At 56.4% G+C, this 22,353-nt stretch carries 17 protein-coding genes; 10 read left to right on the top strand and 7 right to left on the bottom strand.

Annotated features, from left to right (window positions below; translation table 11 throughout):
* The 6 genes from IDH41_RS03105 to IDH41_RS03080 form a co-directional block, all read right to left on the bottom strand.
* The coding region (locus IDH41_RS03105; protein WP_190858174.1) for a DUF92 domain-containing protein at nt 1-560 on the bottom strand (560 nt) is incomplete at its 3' end.
* A gap of 97 nt (nt 561-657) precedes the next feature.
* Nucleotides 658-1,401: a glycerophosphodiester phosphodiesterase gene (locus IDH41_RS03100; RefSeq protein ID WP_190858172.1), complete on the bottom strand. Its 744-nt coding sequence runs from the start codon at nt 1,399-1,401 to the stop codon at nt 658-660.
* Between the two features lie 31 nt (nt 1,402-1,432).
* Nucleotides 1,433-2,719: a CapA family protein gene (locus IDH41_RS03095; RefSeq protein ID WP_190858170.1), complete on the bottom strand. Its 1,287-nt coding sequence runs from the start codon at nt 2,717-2,719 to the stop codon at nt 1,433-1,435.
* Between the two features lie 173 nt (nt 2,720-2,892).
* Nucleotides 2,893-3,840, bottom strand: coding sequence for a ferrochelatase (gene hemH / locus IDH41_RS03090; protein WP_190858168.1), 948 nt, complete (start codon nt 3,838-3,840; stop codon nt 2,893-2,895).
* Complete coding sequence (hemE, locus tag IDH41_RS03085) at nt 3,833-4,903, bottom strand: uroporphyrinogen decarboxylase (protein WP_190858166.1); 1,071 nt, start codon at nt 4,901-4,903, stop codon at nt 3,833-3,835. Before hemE ends, hemH begins: the two co-directional genes overlap by 8 nt.
* Nucleotides 4,904-5,072: 169 nt before the next feature.
* Complete coding sequence (locus IDH41_RS03080) at nt 5,073-6,479, bottom strand: DUF4832 domain-containing protein (protein ID WP_190858165.1); 1,407 nt, start codon at nt 6,477-6,479, stop codon at nt 5,073-5,075.
* Between the two features lie 242 nt (nt 6,480-6,721).
* Between IDH41_RS03080 and IDH41_RS03075 the strand changes: the two genes are divergently transcribed.
* The 9 genes from IDH41_RS03075 (at nt 6,722) to IDH41_RS03035 (ending at nt 19,642) form a co-directional block, all read left to right on the top strand.
* Nucleotides 6,722-8,908, top strand: a complete 2,187-nt coding sequence (locus IDH41_RS03075) for an NAD-dependent epimerase/dehydratase family protein (RefSeq protein ID WP_190858162.1) — start codon at nt 6,722-6,724, stop codon at nt 8,906-8,908.
* On the top strand, nt 8,901-9,824 hold the full coding sequence (locus tag IDH41_RS03070; RefSeq protein WP_190858160.1) for a tetratricopeptide repeat protein: 924 nt from the start codon (nt 8,901-8,903) through the stop codon (nt 9,822-9,824). Before IDH41_RS03075 ends, IDH41_RS03070 begins: the two co-directional genes overlap by 8 nt.
* On the top strand, nt 9,808-11,640 hold the full coding sequence (locus IDH41_RS03065) for a DUF2194 domain-containing protein (RefSeq protein ID WP_190858158.1): 1,833 nt from the start codon (nt 9,808-9,810) through the stop codon (nt 11,638-11,640). The genes IDH41_RS03070 and IDH41_RS03065 overlap by 17 nt, the downstream gene beginning before the upstream one ends.
* Nucleotides 11,641-11,645: 5 nt before the next feature.
* Nucleotides 11,646-13,091 (top strand): GT4 family glycosyltransferase PelF, encoded by a 1,446-nt coding sequence (pelF, locus tag IDH41_RS03060; RefSeq protein WP_190858156.1) that lies wholly within the window; start codon nt 11,646-11,648, stop codon nt 13,089-13,091.
* Complete coding sequence (pelG, locus tag IDH41_RS03055; protein ID WP_190858154.1) at nt 13,067-16,177, top strand: exopolysaccharide Pel transporter PelG; 3,111 nt, start codon at nt 13,067-13,069, stop codon at nt 16,175-16,177. The genes pelF and pelG overlap by 25 nt, the downstream gene beginning before the upstream one ends.
* Before the next feature lies 1 nt (nt 16,178).
* Nucleotides 16,179-16,889 carry a polyphosphate polymerase domain-containing protein gene (locus IDH41_RS03050; protein WP_190858152.1) on the top strand — a complete coding sequence of 237 codons (711 nt, stop codon included), beginning with the start codon at nt 16,179-16,181 and terminating at the stop codon, nt 16,887-16,889.
* A 10-nt stretch (nt 16,890-16,899) separates the two neighbouring features.
* Nucleotides 16,900-17,580, top strand: coding sequence for a DUF4956 domain-containing protein (locus tag IDH41_RS03045; protein ID WP_190858150.1), 681 nt, complete (start codon nt 16,900-16,902; stop codon nt 17,578-17,580).
* Nucleotides 17,581-17,636: 56 nt separating this feature from the next.
* On the top strand, nt 17,637-18,848 hold the full coding sequence (locus tag IDH41_RS03040) for an MFS transporter (protein WP_190858148.1): 1,212 nt from the start codon (nt 17,637-17,639) through the stop codon (nt 18,846-18,848).
* Nucleotides 18,849-19,228: 380 nt separating this feature from the next.
* Nucleotides 19,229-19,642 (top strand): hypothetical protein, encoded by a 414-nt coding sequence (locus IDH41_RS03035; protein ID WP_190858146.1) that lies wholly within the window; start codon nt 19,229-19,231, stop codon nt 19,640-19,642.
* 791 nt (nt 19,643-20,433) lie between these two features.
* Here the strand turns inward: IDH41_RS03035 and IDH41_RS03030 are convergent.
* Nucleotides 20,434-21,063 carry an O-methyltransferase gene (locus IDH41_RS03030; RefSeq protein WP_190858144.1) on the bottom strand — a complete coding sequence of 210 codons (630 nt, stop codon included), beginning with the start codon at nt 21,061-21,063 and terminating at the stop codon, nt 20,434-20,436.
* Between the two features lie 144 nt (nt 21,064-21,207).
* Between IDH41_RS03030 and IDH41_RS03025 the strand changes: the two genes are divergently transcribed.
* A complete protein-coding gene (locus IDH41_RS03025; RefSeq protein ID WP_190858142.1) occupies nt 21,208-22,353 on the top strand; it encodes a THUMP domain-containing class I SAM-dependent RNA methyltransferase in 1,146 nt (381 codons plus the stop codon).

Here is a 22,353-nt window from a genome sequence, read left to right as displayed (position 1 = left end):
AGCAGCAGCGCGGCCGCGGCGCCGATGAACGCGGCGCCCGCGAGCGCGGCTGCGCTGCCGAGCGGCGTGACGCCGCCGCTCGTGCCGGGCGCCACGGGCTTGCCGCTCGTGATCGAGCGCGGCGCCGTCCGGCTGAGGGCCCCGATCTCGGTGGCCCACGTATCCGCGTTCACGGCGGCCATGACGCCGACGAACGCGTACAGCCATCCCGGATCGGGCCATAGCGCGTTCGCGGCGCACAGCAGCAGCCCGGCGCCGCCGTTCGCCCATACTTGTCCGGCGTCGCGGCGCCCGCCCTTCTCGTATTTCGCCTCCGCTTCCGCCTTGGCGCGATGCTTCCGCTTCCACTTCGACCATGCCGTCGACGATACGAAGAAGGCGATCAGCACGCCGAACCAGACCGGTTCGCCGAGCGTGACGAAGCCCGTCCCCATGACGACCGCCGACGCCGCGCCGGAACCGGACAGCGAACGCGCGCGATAAGCGGCGGCGGCGGCCAGGCCGCTGCATAATAATCCGATAAGAAGCCTGATCCACCATTCCTCGATAATCCCAACCATCTTAAGGCGAGCCTCCCGTTTAAGCGAGCGATCACCCGCGCCGAAGCTTCGGACGCGGGGGATCGCTCCTGCTTGATTTTCCGTCCATTCGGCCAATTTACGGCCGGCCCGCCCGCTGCAGCATCGCTTCCTGCCAGCGGTCCGGGTAATTCGTGCAAATCATCAGCTCCGGATCGAGCTCCGCCACTTTGCGGATCGCGCGCAGCTCGTTCACCGTCCAGGCCATGACCTGGATGCCCGCCGCCTTCAGCAGCGCGATTCGATCTTTATTCAGCCTCGAATAGCCGATGGACAGAAAGTCCGCCCCAAGCTCGCGCAGCTCCAGAGGCAGGGTCGGACGCCAAGCGTCCAGGATAAGCCCGGTTCTGACCGAGTCCGACAGCTTGCGCGCGCGGTGCAGCGAGCCTTCGCTGAACGACGTCAGCACGACGTCCTTCTCCGCTTCGTATGCCCGCAGCAGCTCCAGCGCCTTCTGCTCGAGCATCGGATACCGGATGCCGTCGGTTTTCAGCTCGATATTGAGCTTGCAGCGCCCGAGCGACTCCTGCAGCACCTGCTCCAGCGTCGGAATGGACTCGCCTTGATACTTTTGCGAGAACCAGTGGCCCGCGTCGAGGCTCGCCAGCTCCGCAGCGGTCCAATCCTTCACTTCGCCTCTGCCGTTCGTCGTCCTGCGCAGCGTATAATCGTGAATGACGACCGGCACGTGGTCCTTCGATAGCTGCACGTCGATTTCGATCCATTCGATCGCCGGATCCTCGAGCGCGAACCGAATGGCCGCCATCGTATTCTCGGGCGCGCGGCTGGACCAGCCTCTATGCGCGACGCAAGGATTTCTCATGCCTGGCACATCCTCTCAAAAAAAAATTCCGTCATCCGGGGATTAGCTTCCCGTCTTCGCCCAGCCTGACGCCGAACGAGATCGACGTCAGCCGCTCGAGCAGCGCCTTGGCCGGCTCTGCCTCGAGCGGCGTAGGCTGCGCGTTGACGGTGAACATCGGGTGGAAGATCAGCTCGCAGTCCCCGCCGGCGGTGCAGAGTGCGTCAAGGACGCCCGTCTCGCCCGCCGTCCCCTTCGGAAACGCGCTAAAAATGAAGTTCCCTAAACTGTATGCGATCCATTTCCCTTTATACGTTTCAAAGCCCTGCAGCACATGCGGGTGGCTGCCGATGACGAGATCGGCCCCGGCGTCGATGTATTGTCTCGCGAAATCCCGCTGATACGGCTCTGGCCGATCGACCCGCTCCTTGCCCCAGTGAACCATCACCGCAACGACGTCCGCTTGTTCCTTCGCCTTCTTGATCGCCGCGACCGCCCGCCGCGTATCGTACGTTTCCGCGACGCCGGCGACGTTCTTGTCGGCCTTCCATTCGACGGACGGAACGACCCGGCTCAGCCCGATGAAAGCGACCTTGATGCCCTTCGCCTCCTTGATGACGGGCGCGAACGCTTCCGTGTCGTTGCTGCCGGCGCCAACGTGGGCAATGCCCGCGTCCTCCAGGTGCCGCATCGTGTCGAGCAGCCCCTCGACGCCTTGATCGAGCGTATGATTGTTCGCCAGGGACACCACGTCGAAGCCCGCGTTCCGCAGCGGCGGAAGCGCGTCGGGCGATCCTTTGAACACGTAGTCCTTGCCCTCCGCGGGCGTTCCCCCGTTCGTGACCGGATGCTCCAAATTGCCCGCCGTCAGGTCCGACTCGCTCAAATAGAGCAAGGACGGCCGGTACAGGAAATCGAAACCCTCTTGCTCCACGACTTTGTTCACGTATTCACCGAGCAGCAGGTCGCCGACGAAGGAGAGGCTGACGCGCTCCCCATCGCCGCTCTCCTCGCTCGGCGGTACGCCTTCGCCGGACTCCGCGCCGCCCTCTAGCTCTTCGCCGCCCGGCTCGGCCGGATCGCCCGGATCGGCATCGGGCTCGGCCGAAGGGGCCGCCGGCTCATCTTCGGGCGCGAGACCGGCCGATTGCTCCGAACCGGAAGCCCCGCCGCCCCCGGACGGCTCCTGCGCATTGCGCAGCATACTGCCGGCCAGCCACACGGCCAGCACGGCTATAATGACGCCAAACAGCGTCAGATTCACGATCATTAACCGTTTCAGCCTTTTTTTACGCTTAAGCTTGTCCTGCTGGTGGGTCTCGGACCTGGATAAGTACATGAAAAACGGCTCCTCTATGATCGATTGCAGACTCTATCATTATAGCAACTTCTGCTGACGATGGAGAAACTATTATATCATTTTAATGCGGCGGCCGTCATGCGCCCGGTTGCCCGCGGCATCAATAAAAAAAGCGGGACGCCGTCGTACCCGGGCCCCGCTCCGCCTATTATTCAATTCAAGCCTTTCGCGGATTCAAGCACCGATTCCGCCAGCGTCTCCATATATAACGGATCGCGGTTCAGCATCGCGATGCGGTCAAGCGCAACGCCCAGCGCCTCCGCTTCGGCCTTCGCCTCGATATCGAGGTCGTACAGCACTTCAAGGTGATCCGACACGAAGCCGATCGGGGCGGCGAGCACGCCTTTGACGCCGTCTGCGGCGACCTCCTTGAGCGTATCCAGAATGTCCGGCCCGAGCCAAGGCTCTCTCGTGCGCCCCGCGCTTTGCCATGTGAACTGCCAATCCTTCACGCCCGCGGCTTCCGCTACCGCGGCCGACGTCTCCAGCAGCTGCTTCTCGTAAGGATCGCCGAGCTCGCGAATTTTCTCCGGCAGGCTGTGCGCGCTGAACAGCACCTTTACCCGTTCCTCGCCGCCCGACGTTTCCGCGAGCCGCGCAAGCCCGTCCCGCACCCGGCCGGTCAGCGCCTCGATCAGCTTCGGATGAAGATGGTACTCCTTCACGAACGCAATCTCGATGCCGAGCTCGGCCGCCTTCTCCTCCGCCCGCTTGATATACCCGCCGACGCTCATAATCGAGTAATGCGGCGCCAGCACGATGCCTACCGCGCGCTTGATGCCGTCCGCCGCCATCTGCCGGACGCCGTCTTCGATGTACGGCTTCGCATGCTTAAGCCCTTGGTAGCACGCGTATTGCCCCGGCGCAAGCTGCTCCAGCTTATCCTGCAGGCCGGCTACCTGCCCGTTCGTATTCTCGCGGAGCGGGAAGACGCCGCCTACGATCGCTTCATACCGGCCTTTCAGCTCGTCCAGCTGTTCCTTGGCCGGCGCATGGCCGCGCCGGATGTGCGTGTAATACGCCTCGACGTCGTCCATCGACTCCGGCGTGCCGTAAGACATGACGAGCACGCCGATTTTCGTCAAGTTCTCGCTAGACATGGCTTGCCTCCTTACCGTTCTTAGCCGCGATGGCCTTCGCCGAATACGAATGCACGAATGCCGTAAGCTCGGCCAGCTTGTCGATCGACGCCTCGGGGAACAAACCGTGACCAAGATTAAAAATAAAGCCGGGCTCCGAAATGCCGCTGTCGATAATCTCCTTCGCGTAAGATTCGATAACGCCGATCGGCGCCGTGAGGATCGTCGGGTCCAGATTGCCTTGCACCGCGTAGCCGCCGCCCAGCCTGCGCCGTCCCGCCTCGATCGGCACGCGCCAATCGAGCCCGATGACGTCCGCTTTCACCTGGTGCAGCTCCGGCAGCAGCTCCCCCGAGCTGACGCCCGGAAAATAAATTTTCGGCTCGTTCAAATCGGCCAATTCGGCAAAAATCCGCTCGATCGTCGGCAGGACGAACTTGCGGAAATCGGCCGGCGACAACGCGCCCACCCAGCTGTCGAACAACTGGAACGCCTTGCCGCCCGCCGCGATATGCGCGCGCAGGTAAGCGATTGCCATATCGCCGAGCTTGCGCATCAGCTCATGCCACAGCTCCGGCTCGCTGTACATCATTTCTTTCGTGCGCAAATAGTTTTTCGAAGGCCTGCCTTCAATCAGGTAGCTCGCTATCGTGAACGGCGCGCCCGCGAACGTGATGAGCGGCACCCCAAGCTCGCGGTCCAGTATCCGGATCGTCTCCAGAATATGCCCCATATCCCCTTCCACGTCGATCGGCTTCAGGCGCTCCACGTCCGCGGCCGAGCGGATCGGATTCGCGATGACCGGTCCGACGTTCGCGACGATGTCGAAATCGATGCCGATCGAAGCGACCGGATTCATTATGTCCGAGTATAGGATAGCCGCGTCGACGCCCAGCTTGCGGACCGGCATCATCGTCACCTCGGCCGCCAGCTCCGGTTGTTTGCATATTTCCAGCAGCGAATATTTTTCTTTTATTTTGCGGTAATCAGGATCATACCGGCCCGCCTGGCGCATGTACCATACCGGCACCCGATCGACTTGTTCCTTCCGGCATGCCCGTATGAAACGGTCGTTATAAGACATCCCCGTTCCCCATTTCTATGTATTTTGCCATGATTTCATTATGCCCTTTTTCATCAGACCTAACAACCGTTGTCACTCGGCTTCCTATGACAATAGTATGACAATCGGCTATCAGCTTGCATGAAAAGTAAATGAAAATCGCAGGTGTTCGATAGAATGAAACGCCGGTTTACTTGACCGTTCCACTGACGGATACGCTGCCGAGCGAATAGCGGCCGTCGTCCCGCTTGCCGTCATTCGCGAAATCGATGCCCGGCTTCCCGGTTTCCGGGTCGAGAATGGCGGCATTGACGGTATATTCCCCCGTCGGCAGCATTGCCGGAACGTTCAGCTTGGCCGAGAAGCTGTGCATCCCGGGCAGCCACTTGCGGATATCGGCATTCGGCTTGGCGTAAGCTACGATTTGACCGTTCCGATCGCTTAGCGTCAATTCGATGGGCCACTTGAAATAAAACGGAGCCACCCCGCGGTTTCTCACATCGATCGTCACGTTCAGTGCGCCGCCCGCTTTCACTTTAGCCTCGTGGGACTCCTTCGCGATGACGAACCGATAGCCGATCGTCTTTAGAAACCGGTCTATATTTTTTTGCAGCGCGCCGCCGGGCTCCTCGAGCGAAGGCGCATTCGGCCCCATCCACGAGACATGCGTGAGCCTGGCTTGGCGCAGCGTTTCTTCGATCGCCGAATCGCGCATATATTTTTTCTCGTCCGCGAATTCCCCGCCGCTCGGCGCTTTCGTCCAAAAGTTGGGCATGGCCGGTTCTTTTTCCTGCGTTAGCCATGAGGTGTAGCCTTTCGTATACCAGCTCAAAAACCCGTCGATCGTCGAGTCCCGCCTGCCGAATGCATCGTTGTACAGGCCCAGTCCGTTCTTCGCGGCTATCGCGTGCGGCCTGCGCATTAACAGCGGCTTACTCGCAAAATATTTCACGTAATGCCCCGCATATTGATCCGACACGGCCCGCCTCGGAAACGGAATGCGCGCTTGTTTGTCGTTGCGGGTATGCCATTCGCCCCAATGGCCCAAACTTCCGAGTTGAACGAAGGCGATAAGCGGGTCGTTGTTATAGCGCTTTGCAAGCGCAGCTATAAGCCTTTCATGATTTCGGATCAACGACACCTGATTGTAGTCCGGACTAAATCCTTTGCCGTAATCGGTGTCGTACCAGACGCCCTTCTTGCCGGTTTCGAAATATAACCATTCCGGAATGTCCATTCGCGAATCCTCCCTCGGATAGTCGAGAATGACCCGAATGATGATTTTCACCCCTCTTTCTCTCCAATAGGCAAAGTTATTTTTGCTTTCGATCGCTTCGAACGCATATTTCCCTTTTTCCGGCTCAAGCTCGCTCCAAGTCAGGTTGGCATGCGCAAGCCGGAACGGCTGCTTCGCTTCGTCATACCGGGCATCGACCGCAAAACCCATGTACGGATTGGCCAGCACCGCGTTCGATTCGACGGGGGAATGCACGGTGCGGGGAACGAGCCCGTCCGCATAAAGCCCTCTTCCCAATAATAGGGCGGCAGACCCGGTTAGCAAAACGACAAAAACAGCCAAAAACCACCGTTGTTTCAATAAAACGACCTCCTTGTTATCGCCTACATTGTATCATGACGAGAGGCATATACTTCCATGGACATTTATACCTATATTAGACACGGAATCTCATCAATTATATGGGTCTTGGGTTTTATTTTCTACTAATATATGAGATAATAAACAAAAAAAATCAGTTCGATATATTCAACAAATCGCTTGCAGATAATGGTACAATAGCGAAATATGTCGAATAACCTCTCGCAATGGAGTGATAGGGAATGAAAGTACTAGTAACGGGAGGATATGGATTTATCGGCTCATTCGTGGCGGAGCGCTTCAGTAAAGAAGGGTACGAGGTTTCCATTATCGATAATTTGTCGACCGGCAACAAACGCAACGTCGATTTCAAGCATAAATCGTATATTCTTTCCGTAGAAGATCGCAACTGCGAAGAGATCTTCCGCAATAACCGTTTTGATATCGTAATCCACCTAGCCGCGCAGGTCAGCGTGGCCGCCTCGATCGAAAATCCAAGACAAGATACGAAATCCAATGTGCTCGGCCTATCGAACATGCTCGTATTCGCTCATAAATTCGGAGTCAAAAAATTCATTTTTGCATCCTCCGCAGCCGTATACGGCTCGAGCGAACAGCTCCCTCTGCCGGAATCGGCGTCCTGCAGCCCGATATCGCCTTACGGCATCAACAAGATGATCGGGGAAACTTATTGTTTGAAATGGCAGGAAATTTACGGCTTGGAGACGTTGTGCTTCCGTTTCTCGAATGTGTTCGGACCGCGGCAGGATAGCCGAGGCGAGGGCGGCGTCGTCTCTACCTTCATCGGACGTGCGCTAGAAGGCAGGGAGCTCGTCGTCTTCGGCGACGGAGGGCAGACCAGGGATTTCATTTACGTGGAGGATGTCGCCGATGCGATTTACCGTTCCTCCTACTCGGATTTGTCCGGTGTCTACAATCTGTCCACCAATACCGAGCATAGCGTGAACGAACTGGTCGAAACGATCCGCAGCCTTCACGGCACGAGCGCCATCTCCTATCGCGATGCCCGCCAAGGCGACATTTACCGCTCCGCGCTCGATAACTATCGCATCGGAAACGATCTGGACTGGGCGCCGAAATACGTCTTTAACGAAGGGGTAAGGCGCACCTATGAATGGTTCAGGAACGAACGCCCCGCCGAGCCAACAACGGTAAAGCCGAAAACCGAACAGCCTTCCCTGCTTTCCCGCGCCGTTAAAGCGTTTGTCCCGTACGCGGAAAATTTGCTGGCGTTCGCGCTTGCGGCTTGGCTGACGTACAAGATCGACGACACGCAGTACAATTTTATCGACGTTAAACTTTTCTATATTATCATTATCGGCATCATCTACGGAAATCGTCAATCGATTACGGCCGTCGCTTTATCCGCTCTGCTTCATACATACCAGCTGCTGGAAAACGGATATGACCTTATTTCGCTGTTTTATGGCACCGATCTCTTCTTCCAGGTTGCGGTTTACCTGTTCGTCGGCTTGGTCGTCGGATATTCGGTCGACCGGAGAACGTTCGCCGCGCGGAGCAAGGAACGGCAGCTTGACGCGCTTCAACATAAATATTCGTTTCTGAATGAAGTGTACGAAGAGACGCGCGCCGTGAAGGAAGAGCTCCAACTGCAAATTATGAACAACGGCGACAGCTTCGGCAAAATTTATTCGGTCACCAAAGAGCTGGAAAGCCTGGAGCCCGAGAAAATTTTCACATCCACTATAAGCGTTCTTGAATCCATTATGAAAACCGATGCGGTAACGATCTATACCGTAAATAAATACAAGAGCTATCTTCGGCTGGCGGCTCGCTCTAACGGCAATGGCTTTGAAGCGCCCAAATCGATCAAGGTTGAGGCTACCCCTTACGTCAAGGAGCTGCTGGACGGCAAAAAGGTTTACGTGAATAAGAAGCTGGCAGGAGACTCGCCGCTGCTGGCTGCGCCGGTCCTAAACGGCGGCGAAGTGGTCGCCGTCGTATCGCTGCACGGCCTGAAATTCGATCATTTCTCGCTTTATTATGAGAACTTGTTCAAAATAGCCGTCGACCTCATCTCTTCCTCGTTGTCTCGCGCTCTTTCTTACGTGGAAGCGACCGTCAGCCAGCGTTATCTCGAAGGCTCGAGGGTGCTGAAACCGGAAGTATTCGAACCTATTCTCGCCAGCAAGCGGCTCGCCAGCAGCAAGCATGGCGTCGAATATGTGCTGCTCACCGCCGGTTCGGCTGCCGACGTCTCGCCGGAGACGGCCGATCAAATTTACCGCTCGCTGCGCGAAACCGACTACCTGGGCCTCGGGCGGGACGGACAGCTGCTGATCCTGCTTAGCAATTCCGGCCGGCAGGATGCCGCTTTCGTGCTCGAACGGTTCGGCTTGAACCATATCAACCTGAATATTGTGAAAGAGGATTTGCTCTATGCTTGACCTTATTTTTATCGCTTATTTGTTATTGTGCGGCATCCTTCTCGGTATCCGCCACAAAAGGGACAAGCGGGAGTGGCTGCTTCGTTTCGCGCTCGCCGCCTCCCTGCCGGTTATCGGCTTCCTTCTCCCCTTGTTCTGGCGGAAAAGGTGGCAAGAACGGAACGCGAGCCGCGCAACCGCTCGCATTGCCGAGCTGGATGCGGCCTTAACGATCGATAATTTGGGCAGACATACCGGCGTTTACAGGAAACCGGACGCCGAGAAGGAAAGAAACGTCGTACCGCTCGAGGAAGCGCTGCTCGTCAACGATTTGACGAATAGAAGGCGGATCATGATCGATCTGCTGAAGCAGGACTCCTTGGAATATCTCGAGGTGCTTCGCCTCGCGGTCGGCAACGAGGATACGGAAACTTCCCATTACGCCGTCAGCGCGATCATGGAGATCAAGCGCAAACTGACGCTCGCTATGCAGGAGCTGTCGGTCAAATACGAGGAAAACAAACAGGACGCCCACTTGCTCGCCTCCTATGCCGACGTTCTGAAAAGCTATATGAGGAGCGGATTTCTCGATGACCGGACGATGCTGAAGCACAAGCATACTTACACGGAGGTGCTCGGCAGGCTAATCGCAGCCGATCCCGATACGGCCGGCGCTTATAAGGATAAGCTGGAAACGGAGCTGGACCTTGGCCGTTATTCCGATGCCGAACAGACGGCGTTACAGTTTCTCGAACGGTATCCTCGCAGCGAGGATGCGTATCTCGGCTTAATGAACGTCTACTATACTTTGCGTTCGATTGATCGACTTAAGCAGACGCTGGAGCAATTGAAGCAATCCTCCATCCGTTTGTCGAGCGGCGCGCTGACCGCCGTTCGATTCTGGTCGGAAGGAGGACCTCATGAAGCCGAAACTTAGATTGAACCGTAACGTCTACCTCATCGTCCTCAGCGTCGTGCTGCTCGCGATCGGCGTACAAATCACCCATTCCCAGTTTGTGCTGCAGTTCAGCCACAACGAACAAATGATCGAAGGCGTGAAGCAGTGGAAAGAAGCGGCCGCGGGCAGCCGGGCAATCGAACCGAGCGGTCCGCCTTATTGTCTGGCGTACGACGGGACGGACGAATTCAGCGTCAAGGTGAATGAACAGGCGATGCGCGTGCTCCAATATATGAAGAAGCCGGTTAAGGCGATAGACCTTCGGCAAGGCATGCTGGCCCCTTCGGGCTGCGAAGCGGTGCTCGTATCCGTGCATCGGCTGGGGTTGCTTGGAGACGCGCAGACGCTCGCCGACTATGTCGACCGGGGCGGCTATGCTTTTTTAACGATGTATCCCGAGCAGGATGACGCTTTTTACCGCTTGTACCGGAAGATGGGCATACTCGATGCGGGGGAGCTTGTCGAAGCCCAGGGCATCACGCTGACCTCCAACGTGCTGATCGGCGAGAACGGTCTCGTCATCGACGATCCGTTCATCACGAACCCTGTCCTAAGCGTCGCGCTGGACGAGAAGAGCCGCGTGCTCGCCACGACGGCCGGCGGCGTGCCGCTCTTGTGGGATTACCCGTACGGCGAAGGAAAATTCATGGTGTTCAACGGTACCATGCTGCAGGAAAAAATTAATCGCGGGCTGATCGCCGGCGCCGTGTCAATGTTGATGCCCGAATTCATTTATCCGATCTTCAATGCAAAAATCATGTACATCGACGACTTCCCTGCCCCGATCGCTAGCACCCTGGATGCGGATCTATACCGCGATTACCGCAGGGACCGGCCGGCCTTCTTCCGGGATGTGTGGTGGCCCGACATGCTGAAAGCGGCTAAGCAGTACGACATCGTCTATACGGCCGTATTGATCGAATCCTATAACGACAATACAGAACCGCCATTCCGATCTCCCGTAGATGCCGACGTAAAGGGGCTCGTCTCCTATGGGCGCGAGGTGCTTAAGAGCGGCGGCGAAATCGGCCTTCACGGCTATAATCACCAGTCGCTTGTGCTGTCGCAGGCGGTTGCCGGCGAATTCGGATATAATGCCTGGCCCGGTACCGAAGAGATGGCGGAATCCATTGAGGAAGTCGTCCGCTTCGCCAAAACCGCTTTTCCAAACTATACGATGTTGTCTTACGTCCCCCCATCCAACGTATTAAGTCGGGAAGGACGGGAAGCGCTCAAACAAGGCTGGCCGGATATCGCGGTCATCTCCTCGCTTTACGCGGAAGACTCCTCCGGTCTCTCTTACGTGCAGGAATTCGAAATCGCGGAGGACGGCATCCTTGAGCTGCCGCGCGTGACTTCCGGGTATATGCAGGGCAGCTTCGAGAGATGGTCGGAAGCAAGCACGATGACTTCGCTCGGCATCTTCTCCCACTTTATCCATCCGGACGACCTGCTCAATGATCAGCGCAGCCATGGGCTGGACTGGGAAGAACTGTATGAGAAGTATACGGAAATGCTTGCCCGATTGGACAAAACTTACCCTTGGCTGAGGCCGTTAACTTCCACGGAAGCGGCGATCCGGACGGCTGAGACGCTTTCGAGCGGCGTAACTTGGGCACGCAGCGGACGGACGCTGCACGGCTCGGTGGAGCCGTATCGCAGCGAATTGCACTTCATCATGAGGACGGAGCGGACGATACGCGCTCATGCGGGCTGCACCGTCCGCAAAATCGACGAGGGCGTATACTTGATAACCGCCGGAAAAGCGGAATTTAAAATCGAATTGGGTGGTTAACGACCATGCGGATCTGCATCATCGCCGAAGGCTCATACCCGCATATAACCGGCGGCGTGTCAAGCTGGATTCATTCTCTCATTACGAATTTGCCCGAGCATGAATTCGTCATCTTCGCCATCGTCGCAAACGAGAAGCAGCGCGGCCAGTACAAATATTCGTTGCCGTCCAACGTGTCCGAGATCAAAGAGATCTTTCTTGACTCGTATTTAAGCGAGAATGGCGAAAGCGGTCACCGGTTCCGGCTGTCGGACGACAAGCGCAACGCGTTCCGTTCCTTGCTCGGCTCGGGCGGCGAAGTCGAATGGAGCGGCATATTCGACATGCTCCGGTCCAAGAAGCTGCGGGCTGCGTCCGATTTCCTGATGAGCAAGGATTTCTTCGATATACTGGTGGAGTTGTGCGAGGATAAATACGCCCAGGTTCCGTTTACGGAAATGTTCTGGACCGTGCGTTCCATGATCCTCCCTCTGTTCCTGACGATACGCAGCGACATCCCGAAAGCGGACTTGTATCACAGCGTATCGACCGGTTATGCCGGCGTAGTCGGCGCGCTCGCCAAGCACTTGTACGGCAGCCCGTACATTCTTACCGAGCACGGCATCTACTCCAGGGAGCGGGAAGAAGAGATTATAAAAGCGGACTGGGTGAAAGGATACTTCAAGGATTTGTGGATCGAATATTTTTACCGGCTTTCCGAGGCGGCTTACAATTATGCCGACGAGGTGATCACATTATTCAACCGCAACCGCGAAATCGAAATCGAACTTGGCTGCGACGAGAACAAAATAAAAATCATTCCGAACGGCGTCAATGTCGCCGATTATGCCGATATCGCAAGCCGTCCCGCTGAGGATGACGGCATCGTTCGCTTAGGCGCCATCGTACGCGTCGTCCCGATCAAAGATATAAAGACGATGATTCAAAGCTTCGCTCTCGTGAGGCGCGAGTTCCCGCAAGCCGAGCTGTACATTATGGGCCCTTCCGAAGAGAACGAAGAATATTTCGAGGAATGCCTGCAGCTAGTGGAGACGCTGCAATTGTCGGGCGTTTTTTTTACGGGCGAGGTTCGGGTCAAAGATTATTTGGCCCGAATGGACATCATTCTGCTCTCCAGCATCAGCGAAGGCATGCCTCTTGCCGTATTGGAGGCGATGGCGGCCTCGAAGCCCTGCGTAACGACCGACGTCGGCAGCTGCAGAGAGCTGCTTCAGGGACTTGACGACGGAATAGGACCCGCAGGCATCGTGGCGCCGGTCATGCATTACGACCAAATGGCGGCGGCCATCGCGACCCTCTGCAGAAGCAGCGAATTGAGGGAAACCATGGGCAGAAACGGTCTTGCGCGCGTCAACGCCGCCTACACGCGCGAAAAATTCATCGAGAGCTACCGTGAACGGTATTCGGATTACAAGGGGGAAAGAAGATGGCGGGCATCGGCTTTGAACTAAGAAAGCTTTTTAACGGCCACGGCCTATTCAATAACGTTGTCGCCTATGCCTATTCGTCGCTGACGACGATCGGACCGATGATTCTTTGCATGTTCATGGTCGTCGGCATGCAGTGGCTGATGACGTTATCCGGCGTTTCGTTTCTGGAGAAGGAGCTGTTCCTGACGACGATCGTCTACTGCTTCATCTTCTCCGTTCTCATTACCGGCGGATTGTCGATGGTGCTTACCCGATTCATCGCGGATATGATGTATATGAAAAAATACGAGCACCTCCTCTCCTCCTACTACGGCTCGATCGCCGTCTGCCTGCCGATAGGCGCGTTGACGGCTTGGCTGTTCCTGCGCGGCATGCCGGTCGGACCCGGCTACAAAATCGCGACTTACCTGCTGTTCTCGGAGCTGATCGTCATTTGGCTTCAAACGGTGCATCTGTCCGCTCTCAAAGATTACAAGAGAATCGTCAGAAGTTTTCTGATCGGCGTCGTCTGCGCAACGATCGGCGCCTGGCTGCTGCTCGCCTATACGCCGTATGACAACGCGACATCCGTATTGGCTGCGATCGCCGCAGGCTTTTTTATCGTCGTGCTGCTGTCCGCGAGACATTTCGAGCAGTTTTTCCCGCCAAGACAAAGCCGGATCTATTGGAGCTTTCTGTCCTATCTCTCCAAGTACCCGTCGCTGTTCTTCATCGGGACGTTTTTCTACTCGGGCGTCTATATCCACAGCTTCGTCTATTGGACCGGATCGGGGCACTTTCGCGTCGCCGATCATTACGTCATTTCGCCGTTCTTCGATTTGCCGGTCTTCTACGCCTACTTGACCGTAACCCCGACGCTCGTCACGTTCGTCGTGTCGGTCGAAACGACGTTCTACGAGAAGTTCCGCGCCTACTACGACAAAATATTAAGCGGCGGCACGCTGACCGACATTACGCTTGCGAAGAAGGAAATGCAGCGCACGCTTATTCAGGAAATCAGCTTCATCATGGAAGTCCAGCTGCTTTTTACCGTCGTATCGCTCGCGCTCGGCATCAAGCTTCTTCCGGCCATCGGCTTTTCGATGGAGCAGTTTTATGCGTTTGCCATTTTGGCGCTCGGTTACTTCTTGTTCATTATCGCTTTTATCGTCATGCTGTTGTTGCTCTACTTCGATGACCGCAAAGGCGTATTGCTCATAAGCGGCTTATTTGTTGTATTGAACGCCGCCTTCACTTATTGGACGATGCATTCCGGTTACCACGGGCTTGGCTTATTTCTTGCCGCTCTGCTGACGCTCGGCGCCGCGCTGGGAAGGCTGATGCTATACTTGAGAAACATCGATTATTACACATTCTGCTCCCAGCCGATCGCGGCTCCCCGGAAATCGTCTCTCGTCAAGCGATGGCGCGTCAAGGCGTCAACGACGGTCGCGGTTCTGGCCAGCGCCGCCGCCCTGCTCTCCGCCTGCTCGGGCAATTCCGGCACAAGCACGCCGTCCGAACCTGCCGACGCCGGGCCGGACACCGTTATAACCGAACAAACGAGCGGCTTGACCGAAGACAAAAAATTATACGAGCGGGACGACGATACGTCTGTCATACCGATGTATGTTACGATTTTGCCGGAGGACTCGGACGCATCGCAGCCGCTGACCTGGTATTCGCTGAACCGGATCAGCGATAGAATGGCCGAGGGCGAGCTGGACGTCATTGCGCAAGAGGGCTCGCCCGGCGGGAGCGGGCCACAATCCGGCATGTTCGGTTACGGCATGACGGATGCGAACGGTAAGATCAGCCTTCGCGGCAATTCGTCGAGATATGCGTCCCAGCGGTCTTACAAAATAAAGCTGAACGATCAGGCCGGCCTCTGGCATGACCAGCGGACGCTCAATCTGAACAAGCATGCGTTCGACCCTTCCCGGATCCGCAACAAGCTTAGCTTCGATATACTGGAGACGCTGCCCGATATAACCAGCCTCCGCTCGCAGTTCGTGCAGCTCTATGTCAAAGACTTGTCCGAAGGCGGCAATCCGGATAAGCCTTTCGAGGACTACGGCCTCTACACGCATATCGAGCAGCCGAACAAAATGTTTCTGAAAAACCATTGGCTCGATCCGTACGGCCAGCTGTACAAGGCGGTCATGTTCGAGTTTTTCCGGTATCCCGACGAAATCAAATCGCAATCCGATCCGAGCTACAATAAAGAAGCGTTCGAGTCGCGGCTTGAAATCAACGGACGCGAGGAGCATGACAAGCTGATCGCGATGCTGGAAGACGTCAACAATATGGCTCTGCCGATCGACGCCGTATTCGAAAAACATTTTGACCTGGACAATTACTTAACGTGGCTCGCCGCCAACATGCTCATGGATAACATGGACACGTCCTCGCAGAACTTCCTGCTGTATTCGCCGCTCAATTCGAACACGTGGTATTTCCTCCCGTGGGATTATGACGGCGGCTGGGAGCTTCCCCGCGATTCCAGAAGCGCCGATAGTTACGAAAGCGGGATCAGCAACTATTGGAACAGTAAGCTGCATAACCGCTTCTTCCGCAGCGAAGAGCATGTCCGGATGCTGAAAGACAAAATCGACGAGCTGTACGAGATCATTAATAACGACACGGTCGGCACCATGCTGGAGCCGCTGCGCGGCATCGCGGAGCCGTTCGTCAAACGGACGCCCGACATAAGCTTCATGCCGATCAAGGTCGGCGAGCTTAACCGGGAATTCGAGAGAATCGCCGGCGTTCCGCTTCGGTCGATGGAACGGTTCAAGGAAGATATTGAGAAGCCGAAGCCCTTTTATCTCGGCGACGTTGCAAGCGGCGGAGGCAAGCAGACGTTCGTCTGGGATCCGGCATTCGATTTGCAGGGCGAGGATATTGTGTACGATTTTATGATCGCAAAGGACCCTGCTTTCGCTCAAATCGTTCAAGAGCGGATGAATTTGACGGGCACGACGGTCGAGCTGGCGCTCTCTCCGGGCACGTATTACTGGAAAGTCGTCGCCCGGGACGAGTCCGGTCATAAGCAAACCGCCTTTGATATTTATTTAGACAATGAAGGCGAACGCATTTTCGGTGTCAGGGAAGCGAAGGTGAACTAGCATGAAATTTCTCGGAAGAAAGCTCAGGCACGAGCTGAAATATTATTTGCACCCGCAGGAATATTTGACGCTGCGACAGAGAGTATCCGCCTTGCTGCCGCTCGATTCCAACGCAACCGGAGAAGAAGGCTACGGCATCCGCAGCCTCTATTTCGACAACCCCCGGGACAGCGCCTTGTACGACAAAATGGACGGCATTTTCCGCAGACACAAGTACCGTATCCGCGTTTATAACGGCAGCGACCGGATCATTAAGCTGGAGCGCAAGAACAAATTCGGCGCGTACGTGAACAAGGAATCGGCCAACCTCGCAAGGGAGGACTACGATCGGATATTAAAGGGGGACGCATCTGGCCTGCAATCATCCGCCATTCCTCTCGTACAGGACTTTTACCGCTCGCTCGTCCACGAGCATTACCGTCCCGCTGCCATCGTCGATTATATCCGGGAAGCCTACGTGTATGAGCATGGAGACGTCCGCATCACCTTCGACAAACGTCTGGCAGCCGGGATTAATACGTACGATCTGTTCGACCCGGGGCTCATCTTGACGGAAGCGCTCGATCCGACCCGAACGATTTTGGAGGTCAAATACAACGAGTACCTTCCGGAAATGATCCGGATGCTGGCGAGCCCGCATGCCAGCAATCGATCGGCCATTTCGAAGTATGTCATTTGCAGGGAAACCGTCATGCAACATTTCAAAAATTAAGGAGACGCCAATGGGAGAGAGCTTAAACTTTCAAGATCTGTTCAAGAAGAGCATGCTTCATTTGGAGGCGTTCCGCAGCGTTTCGTATACGGACGTTCTAATCGGTCTTATCGCTTCGTTCGGCATCGGGATGCTGATCTTCTACATCTACAAAAAAACGTTCCGGGGCGTCGTATACAGCTATAACTACAATGTAACGTTCGTCCTCATGACGATGATTACCGCAATTATCATTATGACGATCAGCACGAATATCGTTTTGTCGCTAGGGATGGTCGGCGCGCTCAGCATCGTGCGGTTCCGGACGGCGGTGAAAGACCCTCTCGACATCGTCTATATGTTCTGGGCGATATCCGCAGGCATTGCAACCGGCGCCAAAATGTACCCGGTCGCGCTAGTCGGCTCGGCCGCGATCAGCCTCACGCTGCTCTGGCTGTCCAGACGCAAAGTCAGGGAGCAGCCCTATCTGCTCATCATCCGCCATACGGAGGAAGCGATAACGGGCGTCCGTACCCAGCTTCGCAAGCTGAACTATACGCTCAAATCGAAAACCGTCCGCAAGGATTACATCGAAATGACGATCGAAATCAGGCTCCGCGATGACAACACGGCCTTTGTGAACGTTATGTCGGCCATCGACGGCGTGCTTGACGTGTCGCTGATCAATTACACCGGCGATTACGCGCAGTAGCGGGCTTTAAGCTTGGACCAAGGTATTTTCCATGTCGCTTATGGTATACTTTGTCTATGGAACAGTGGAAAAAAAATCTTGTCGTCCTGTGGTTCGGTCAGTTTCTCGTGATGGCCGGAATGACGATGATCATTCCGTTCTTATCGCTGTATTTGCAATTTGATTTAGGTTTGACCGATCAGCACGAGATCGGCATATGGGCGGGCATTATTTTCGCGGGGAACTTCGTCACCTCATTCATCTTCCAGCCGATCTGGGGGAGGCTGGCCGACCGGTACGGCCGCAAAATGATGCTGCTTCGATCCGGCTTCGGCATGGCGGTCGTCATGGCGCTGATGGGGTTCGCCACGACCCCTTGGCATTTGCTGCTGCTGCGCATGCTGAACGGTACGATTTCCGGCTTTAATCCCGCATCGATCGCGCTCATCTCGTCTACGACGCCGAAAAACCGGATGGGCTTCGCCATGGGCACGATCCAATCCGGCGGCATCGCCGGCACGATACTCGGCCCGTTCATCGGCGGCCTGCTGGCCGATACGATCGGCTTCCGGCCGATCTTTTACTTAACGGGCGCGTTTCTGTTCGCCGCCTCCCTCCTTGCCTTGTTTATCGTCAAGGAGCCGTTCGACCGGGCCAAGGCGGCCGCGCGCGAACAGGTTTCCGTCCTGCAAGGCTTTCGGCAGCTGAGCGGCATTAGGGAGCTCACCGCGCTCTTCGCGGTCACCTTCCTTATCCAGTTCGCGATGATGAGCCCGATGACGCTCATCCCGCTCTACGTGCAGGAGCTGCACGGAACGACGGAAAATCTCGCGTTCTTCGCCGGGTTCGTCGGCTCGGTGACCGGCCTGTCGAACCTGGTCGCTTCGCCGCTGCTCGGCAGGCTGAGCGACCGGATCGGCGCGGAGCGCGTGCTTGGCTGCGCGCTGCTCGGCGCCGCGCTCGCCTTCATCCCGCAGGCGCTCGCGGGGACGGTCTGGCAGCTGCTGGCCGCGCGCTTCCTGCTTGGCGTCTTCCTCGGCGGGCTCATACCGGCGGTGAACGCCCTGATCCGCAAATATACGCCCGACGGAATGGAGAGCCGGGCCTACAGCTTTAACACGAGCACGCTCAGCCTCGGCAACATGATCGGCCCGATCACCGGCGGCGCGCTGTCCGGCTGGATCGGCATTCAAGGGCTGTTCATCCTCTCCGGCGTCCTGCTGCTGGCCAACGCCGCATGGGTATGGCAGTCGCTGCTCCGGAAGCGGCCGGTTCGCTCGAAGGCTTGAGAGTGGGGGTGCGAACGTAATAGACGAGCAAAGGGGCGATTAGTTTCAATTTTTGCAGCTGCTTTCGCCCAAGGGGCCCTGCCGGTACGCTTAATTTCAGACTTTGAAATTACTCGGGATATTTGAGTAACTTCTCGTCCATACCGCCGCTTCTAATTTCAACTTTTGAAGCTAATCGGCATGTTGTAAGCGAAATCTGCGAATGAATTTCACTTTTTGAAACTAATACCCGTTTATCGCAAAATTCGCTGGCCGTTTGTTACGAATTATGCTAATCTCTAACTAGTCGAATATTCGAGGCAGCAAAGCATGCGCCGTTTGGACAGGTACGCACCTGTTCATGCGGCGCTTTTTACTTTTTTTAAAGGAGTGGATCGAATTTGAACGATAGATTATTCGAGGAAAGCTATCAGAACTGGTTAGCCAAGCATGCAGCCGGACGCAGCGGAGAGAACCGGCGTAGAATCAAAGATGGGCTGGGTCATGCCGAGAAGCTCATGCTGCATAACGTCTGGTGGCCTGCGTTCGGCCACTTTCAGTATCTGCATCCCGAATATGAAATGCAAGATTTCGGCGAAGGCTATCGCTATATCGACTTTGCGTACATACGCTCCCATGTCCGGATCGCGATCGAAATCGACGGCTATGGCACGCATTTGCGCCATGTGACGCGCAGACAATTTTGCGATCAATGGGTCAGGCAGATGCATCTCACGAACGACAATTGGACCGTCGTTCGCATTGGCTACGACGATATCGAGCAGCGCCCGCGGCTGTGGCAGCAGCTCCTCTAGCAGATGGTCGGCCGGCTGTTCGGCGTAATCGGCGCTTTCGATGAATTGCATGTCCGCGAACGGGAGATTTTGCGCCTTGCCGCGCGACTCGAACGACCTATGCAGCTCGCAGACGTCCGAAGCAGCCTTCGATGCACCTACAATACGGCCCGCCCGCATCTCCGAAAGCTCGAGCAACTGGAGTGGATCAAAGCCTCTCAAGGGGGCGCATCTCGTACGCATGCATGGAGCCTTAACCCGACGAAGCGAATGTTTATCCATTAAGCCGGACCGGGATAATTTCAAAAATTGCAATTGGCTTGTTCGAGAATGGTTAATATTCGCCAACAAGTGCAAATAATGAAATTACTTCATCGTTAAACCATCTGTAGAGCTTCCGAAACGCTATGTAGTATCAAATACTGAAATTAAAACGTTTTTGCAGCTCTTCAATCGCGGTTTAATTTCAACTTTTGAGATTGGCATTCATTCTGCGGCGGAAATGAGGCGAGGATTGAGGCGGGAATGCAAACGCGATAACGCCTCTCATGCCTTTCGGCGAATGATAAGCGAGCCGTAACCTTGCTGTTACGCGAGGAATGATAGCTGTTAGAGCGCATAATCCGCCGCCTTGGCACAGACGCTGTCTGTCTCGCGATTAGCGATAACACATATGCGCACTATCGCACCTTTGTCTGTCTCGCGATTAGCGATAACGTATACGCACCTCTGTCCATCCATTCGCCTGCATGTACGCTCCGATGCAAACCCGTCTCCCGCTTCTTCCGCATCGGAGCGCGACCAGCCCAAACCTACTTCACGATCGCGATCGCCAGGCCGTCATAACCCGGCAGCACCGTGCTCAGCAAGCGCTCGTCCGAAGCGATCCGCTCGTTGAACGAACGGACCGCGAGAACCGACGGCCCTTCCTTGGCCGGATTCGTCGTTCTGCCGCGCAGCAAAATGTTGTCGCCGACGATGACCGCTCCCGGCTCCGCCAGCTCGATCGCATAATCGAGGTAGGCGGGGTACCCTTCCTTATCGGCGTCGATGAAAAAGAAATCGAACCTTCCCCCCGCCGCCCTAAGCTCCGCCAAGCTTTGCTTCGCGTCTCCCACCATATAATCGACCTTATCGCCCAGTCCCGCCGCTTCCATATGCCGCTTTGCCAAATCGGCGTAGCTCTGCAGAAGTTCCAACGATACAAGGCTGCCTCCCTCCTTCAGTCCGCGCGCCAGGCAGATGCCGCTGTAGCCGCCGAGCGCCCCGATTTCCAATATTTTGTGCGCTCCCGACATCGCGACCAGCATCGTCAACAGCCGTCCATAGCCCTCGGCGACCGAAATATCGGGCATTCCGGCCGCCGCGATGCCAGCCTTGGCGCGCGCCAGATCGGCGTCTTCCCCGTAAAGCGAATCCACATATTGTTCGTTTAGCAACATTTTTCTTCTCTCTCCATATTAACTGTTTGTAAAAACAGCTTATTTTGTCCTATACTTGATTGTAAGTTTTTGTACGAGAGGTTACAAGCTTGCACAAGGCAAGCGCCTTCGCGGCGCCAAGTTTGGATGAAATGAGTGTGTATAATGGAAAAATTGCAGTTAATCGCAACCGCGCCAATGGGACTCGAGGCAGTTGTGGCGCGCGAGCTGAAGGATCTCGGCTATGCCGATCTGAAGGTCGAGAACGGGCGCGTTAATTTTACGGGCGGTCCCGCCGATATTTGCCGCACGAACCTGTGGCTTCGTACGGCCGGACGGATTTTGATCAAGATGGGCGAGTTCCCGGCAACCACCTTCGAGGAGCTGTTCGAAGGAACCAAGGCGCTCAATTGGCCGGCATGGATCCCCGAGGACGGCGAATTCCCGGTGAACGGCCGTTCGCAAAAATCGCAGCTGACGAGCGTTCCCGCCTGCCAAAGCATCGTGAAAAAAGCGGTCGTGAGCAAAATGACGGAGCATTACGGTACCGAATGGTTCCCGGAAGACGGCGGCCGTTACGTCATCGAGGCGACGCTCATGAACGACGTCGCGATGCTCACGCTCGACACGACCGGCGACGGCCTGCACAGGAGGGGCTACCGCCGGGTGGCGACCGAGGCGCCGATCCGCGAGACGATGGCGGCCGCGCTCGTGCTGCTGAGCCGCTGGCGGCCGGAGAGGCCGCTGTACGATCCGTTCTGCGGCTCCGGCACGATGCTGATCGAAGCCGCCATGATCGGGTGGAACATCGCGCCGGGCCTCAGACGCAGCTTCAACGGCGAAGGCTGGCCGCTTATCCCGGACAAGCTCTGGCGCGAGGCGCGCGACGAGGCGTTCGACCTCGTGAAGGACGACATTCCTCTGCAGATCGCAGGTTCCGACATCGATGCCGGCGCGATCGAAATCGCGGAAGCCGCCGTCAAGAAGGCGGGCTTCGGCAAGGACATCAAGCTGAGCGTCCAGCCCGTCTCCAAGGTGAAGCTCCAGGGGGATTACGGCGTCGTCATTACGAACCCGCCGTACGGGGAGCGGCTTGGCGACGACGACGCGGCGGAGGCCGCCCTGCGAGCCTTCGGCTTGACCGCGCTTCACTACCCGACCTGGTCCTACTTCGCGATCAGCCCTTCGAAGACGATCGAGCATTATTTCGGCCGGCCCGCGGACAAGAAGCGCAAGCTTTTCAACGGCCGGATCGAATGCAACTACTACCAGTTTTTTGGCCCGCTTCCGCCCCGCGGCAACCGGGATTAA

The organism is Paenibacillus arenilitoris (assembly GCF_014705655.1).
Lineage (GTDB): Bacteria > Bacillota > Bacilli > Paenibacillales > Paenibacillaceae > Pristimantibacillus > Pristimantibacillus arenilitoris.
The sequence above is the reverse complement of the archived record's forward strand: the minus strand, read 5'-3'. Positions and strand labels throughout refer to the sequence as shown.

Coding starts and splice junctions, on each gene's coding strand:
- hemE (WP_190858166.1), bottom strand. CDS start 4,903: ATGTCTTATAACGACCGTTTCATACGGGCATGCCGGAAGGAACAAGTC.
- pelG (WP_190858154.1), top strand. CDS start 13,067: ATGGCGGGCATCGGCTTTGAACTAAGAAAGCTTTTTAACGGCCACGGC.
- IDH41_RS03040 (WP_190858148.1), top strand. CDS start 17,637: ATGGAACAGTGGAAAAAAAATCTTGTCGTCCTGTGGTTCGGTCAGTTT.
- pelF (WP_190858156.1), top strand. CDS start 11,646: ATGCGGATCTGCATCATCGCCGAAGGCTCATACCCGCATATAACCGGC.
- IDH41_RS03030 (WP_190858144.1), bottom strand. CDS start 21,063: ATGTTGCTAAACGAACAATATGTGGATTCGCTTTACGGGGAAGACGCC.
- hemH (WP_190858168.1), bottom strand. CDS start 3,840: ATGTCTAGCGAGAACTTGACGAAAATCGGCGTGCTCGTCATGTCTTAC.
- IDH41_RS03100 (WP_190858172.1), bottom strand. CDS start 1,401: ATGAGAAATCCTTGCGTCGCGCATAGAGGCTGGTCCAGCCGCGCGCCC.
- IDH41_RS03095 (WP_190858170.1), bottom strand. CDS start 2,719: ATGTACTTATCCAGGTCCGAGACCCACCAGCAGGACAAGCTTAAGCGT.
- IDH41_RS03045 (WP_190858150.1), top strand. CDS start 16,900: ATGGGAGAGAGCTTAAACTTTCAAGATCTGTTCAAGAAGAGCATGCTT.
- IDH41_RS03050 (WP_190858152.1), top strand. CDS start 16,179: ATGAAATTTCTCGGAAGAAAGCTCAGGCACGAGCTGAAATATTATTTG.
- IDH41_RS03075 (WP_190858162.1), top strand. CDS start 6,722: ATGAAAGTACTAGTAACGGGAGGATATGGATTTATCGGCTCATTCGTG.
- IDH41_RS03025 (WP_190858142.1), top strand. CDS start 21,208: ATGGAAAAATTGCAGTTAATCGCAACCGCGCCAATGGGACTCGAGGCA.
- IDH41_RS03065 (WP_190858158.1), top strand. CDS start 9,808: ATGAAGCCGAAACTTAGATTGAACCGTAACGTCTACCTCATCGTCCTC.
- IDH41_RS03070 (WP_190858160.1), top strand. CDS start 8,901: ATGCTTGACCTTATTTTTATCGCTTATTTGTTATTGTGCGGCATCCTT.